Below are 3,464 nucleotides of genomic sequence, written 5' to 3'. Positions count from 1 at the left end.
TTGACGGCTCCGGAGGTCATGCCGCGGATGAAGTACCGCTGTAGGGAGAGGAAGACGAGGACCGGCACGATGATCGTGACGAAGCCGGCTGCGGGGATGAGCTCGCGGCCTTGACCGGTCTGGCCTTGCAGGCCCTGCAGGGCCACGGTGGCGACGGTGTTGTCGCCGCGGCCGAGGAAGATCAGCGCCACGAGCAGGTCGTTCCAGACCCAGAGGAACTGGAAGATCGCGAACGACGCGAGGGCCGGTGTCGACATCGGCATGATGAGCCGCCAGAAGGTGGTGAAGTGGCTCGCGCCGTCGATCTTGGCCGACTCGATGACGGCGTTGGGCAGGCCTGACATGTAGTTGCGCAGGATGTACACGGCCAGCGGCATGCCGAAGCCGATGTGGGCCAGCCAGACCGCGACGAAGGTGCCGTTGAGACCCAGGGGCTGGTACAGCTTGATGAGCGGTACGAACGCGACCTGGTTGGGCACGACGAGCAGGCCCACGATGACGACGAACATGACGTCCCGGCCGCGCCACTGCATGAACGTGAACGCGTAGGCGGCGAAGGCCGCGATGAGGATCGGGATGACCGTCGCCGGCAGCGCCACGATGAAGCTGTTGACGAAGGCCTGCCCCATGGGGATGCCGGCGGCGTCGGAGGTCAGCACCTGTCCGTAGTTCTGCAGCGTCCAGGCGGAGCCGAACGGGTTGAAGAACGCGGTCCACCAGCCCGAGGAGAACTGTTCGTCACGGGGCCGGAACGAGTTGACGAGCATGCCCAGGGCGGGCACCATCCAGGCGATGCACAGGATGAGCAGCCCGACGCGGACCGGCCAGGTGGCCGACCCCGCTCCGGAGCCGAGCTTGCTGTGACGCAGGATCTGTGGCTCTTCGGCCGGGGTTCCCGTTCCCGGCTGGACTGTCGTGGTCATCGGGCTGCCTCCTCGGCGCGGAAGTGACGGACCTGGTAGATCAGGACCGGGATGATCGCGATCAGGAGGATGACGACGATCGCCGACGCGTAGCCGTTGTTGCCCTGGGTGTAGAGCTCGTCGTAGAAGCGGCGGCCGATGACGTCGGTGTTGTAGGCGCCGTTCGTCGTGACGTAGACGACGTCGAACACCTTCATGACGCCGATGAGGACCGTGATGAAGACGGTGATCACCGTGGGCCAGATCTGCGGCACGACGATGCTGAAGAAGATCCGGCGCTCACCGGCGCCGTCGATGCGGCCGGCCTCGACGGTGTCCTCGGGCACGCTCTTGATCGCGGCCGACAGCAGCACCATGGAGTAGCCGACCTGCGTCCAGATCAGGATGATCATGAGCAGCAGGCTGTTCAGGTGCAGGTCGCTCGTGCCGTACCAGAACACCGGGCTCCGGTCGAAGAAGCCCATGATCGCGTTGAGCAGACCGGTCTGCGGAGCACCCTCGGGCTGGAACTCGTAGATCGTGCGCCAGATGGTGGCGGCGCCGACCATGCTGATGGCCATCGGCAAGAAGATGAACGTCTTCGTGGTCTTCTCACCCTTGGGCCGCAGCCGGTCGGCCAGGACCGCGACGCCGAGACCGAGCAGCACGGTCGCCGCAGGCACGATGACGATCCACAGGACGTTGTTGAACAGGACCGACAGGAACGTCTTGTCGGTGACCAGGTCCTTGTAGTTGTCGAGCCCCACGTAGGCCGTGGAGTCCTCGTTGGCGAAGCTGTACTGCAGGGTGGTGATGGCCGGGTAGATGAGGTACACCGCGATCGCGAGGATCGCGGGCCCGGCGAACATCCACGGCTTGACGCGGTCCTCCCAGCGGCCCTTCAACGACTCGGCCAGCTTGTTGAGGATCCAGAAGATGATGATGGCGCCGCCGATCCCGCCGATGATCGCGATCACCGCGTTCACGATCTTGATGGCCATGGCACTTCCTCTCTGAAGTAGGACAAAGCGCTAGCAAGGAGCCGCCACCAGGACCAGCGGCAAGATCTACGGGACGCGTTCCTCGCGGCCACCGACCAGCTTGTCGCGATGTGTCCCGCGACGACGTCGCGGCCACCTGGGGCGAGCCGCGAGGGTGACCCTGGTGGTCACCCCCGCGGCCGGGCGGGCGTCAGCTGCCGGTCTTCGGGAAGCTGTCGTCGATGTTGTTGAGCGTGGTGTCGAGGTCCTGCTGGCCCGAGAGCCACTTGACCGGCTCGGTCCAGAAGGTGCCGGCACCCACCTTGGCGGGCATCAGGTCGGAGCCGTCGAACCGTGCGGCGGTCGCCTTGTAGAGCACGTCGCTGGCGATCGTCTGGAGCGTCTTGTTCGGCAGCAGCGACACGTCGGCGCTCTTGTGCGCCGAGAACGCGCCCGCCTTGGCCTGCTCGACGCCGTTCTCCTTGCTGGCGATGAAGTTGCGCAGCTTGAGGGTGTTGGCGTCGTTGTTGAAGGCGGCCGCGAGGTCACCGCCGATGAGCACCGGGTTGTCACCCTCGGTCTTGGCCGGGAACGCCAGCGGACCCGTCTCGGTGTCGAGCTTGCCGATGACCGCGTCGGGGAAGCCGCCCTTGTTGGCGACGAACGTCGCCTGCTTGAACAGGTAGCAGCCCGGCGGCTGGGTGAACATCGCGTTGCCGCCGGTCTGGAAGTTCGTCGCGACGATGGACTTCGTGCCGCCCCGGACGAAGCCCTCACCGAAGGCGATCTTCTGGAAGTACTCCCACGCCGGCTTGATCTCGGGGCTGTTGTTCTTCAGCGTTCCCTTGACCCACTTGTCGTAGTTCTCGGGCCCGGCGAAGCGCAGGACGAGGTCCTCCAGCCAGTCGGTGATCGGCCAACCCGTGGCCGCGCCGGACTCGGCAGCGATGCACCACGGGGTCTTGCCGTCGGCCTTGATCTTCTCGGTCAGGGCGAGCAGCTCGTCGAGCGTCTTGGGGGCCGTGTAGCCGGCGGCCTTGAAGGCGGGCGCGTCGGTCCACAGGACACTCTTGACGCTCACCTCGTTGGGCAGCCCGTACACCTGGCCGTCGGCGCAGGTGCCGGCCTCGACGAGCCCCGGGACGAGCGTCTCCTTGTCCGTCGCGACCGTGGCTGCGTCGAACGGGACGAGCTTCTTCTGCTTGGCCAGGTCACACATGAGGCCGGGCTGCGGGAACAGGCCGACATCAGGGGCGTTGCCGCCCTGCACGCGCGTGCGGATCTCGGTGTCCCACGAGGCCGCCTTGGTGAACTTCACCGTGATGCCGTTGTCCTTGGCCCACTTCTCGACGTCGAGCTTGAAGCCGGGCTCGGTGTCGGGTCCGAGGCCGTACATGACCTCGATGGTGCTCTTTCCGGGGCCGCTGGCCGTGCCAGCGCTGGGGCCGGATCCGGAGTTGGACGAGAGACATCCGGACGCCAAGCCCGCGACGGCGATGCCGATGAGAGCTGTGAGCCCTGCCTTTCGGTTCAACATTCCTGCTCCTCCTTGGAGGGTTGGGGGCTCCGTTGGCCCCAAGCT

The 3,464-nt window shown here is 66.1% G+C and carries 3 protein-coding genes; all 3 read right to left on the bottom strand.

Features of this window, described 5'->3' with window-relative positions:
- Positions 1 to 923, bottom strand: a 923-nt coding sequence (locus H9I49_RS23280; RefSeq protein WP_188032795.1) for a carbohydrate ABC transporter permease, incomplete at its 3' end; no start/stop codon positions are given.
- Entirely contained in the window at positions 920 to 1,903 is a 984-nt protein-coding gene (locus tag H9I49_RS23275; RefSeq protein WP_188032794.1) for a carbohydrate ABC transporter permease, read from the bottom strand. The genes H9I49_RS23275 and H9I49_RS23280, both read right to left, overlap by 4 nt.
- 190 nt (positions 1,904 to 2,093) lie before the next feature.
- Positions 2,094 to 3,419: an ABC transporter substrate-binding protein gene (locus H9I49_RS23270; protein WP_188032793.1), complete on the bottom strand. Its 1,326-nt coding sequence runs from the start codon at positions 3,417 to 3,419 to the stop codon at positions 2,094 to 2,096.
- Positions 3,420 to 3,464: the final 45 nt, after the last annotated feature.

The organism is Terrabacter sp. MAHUQ-38 (genome assembly GCF_014518425.1).
In the GTDB taxonomy this organism is placed as follows: domain Bacteria; phylum Actinomycetota; class Actinomycetes; order Actinomycetales; family Dermatophilaceae; genus Terrabacter.
This window is presented reverse-complemented; position numbering and strand designations above follow the sequence as displayed.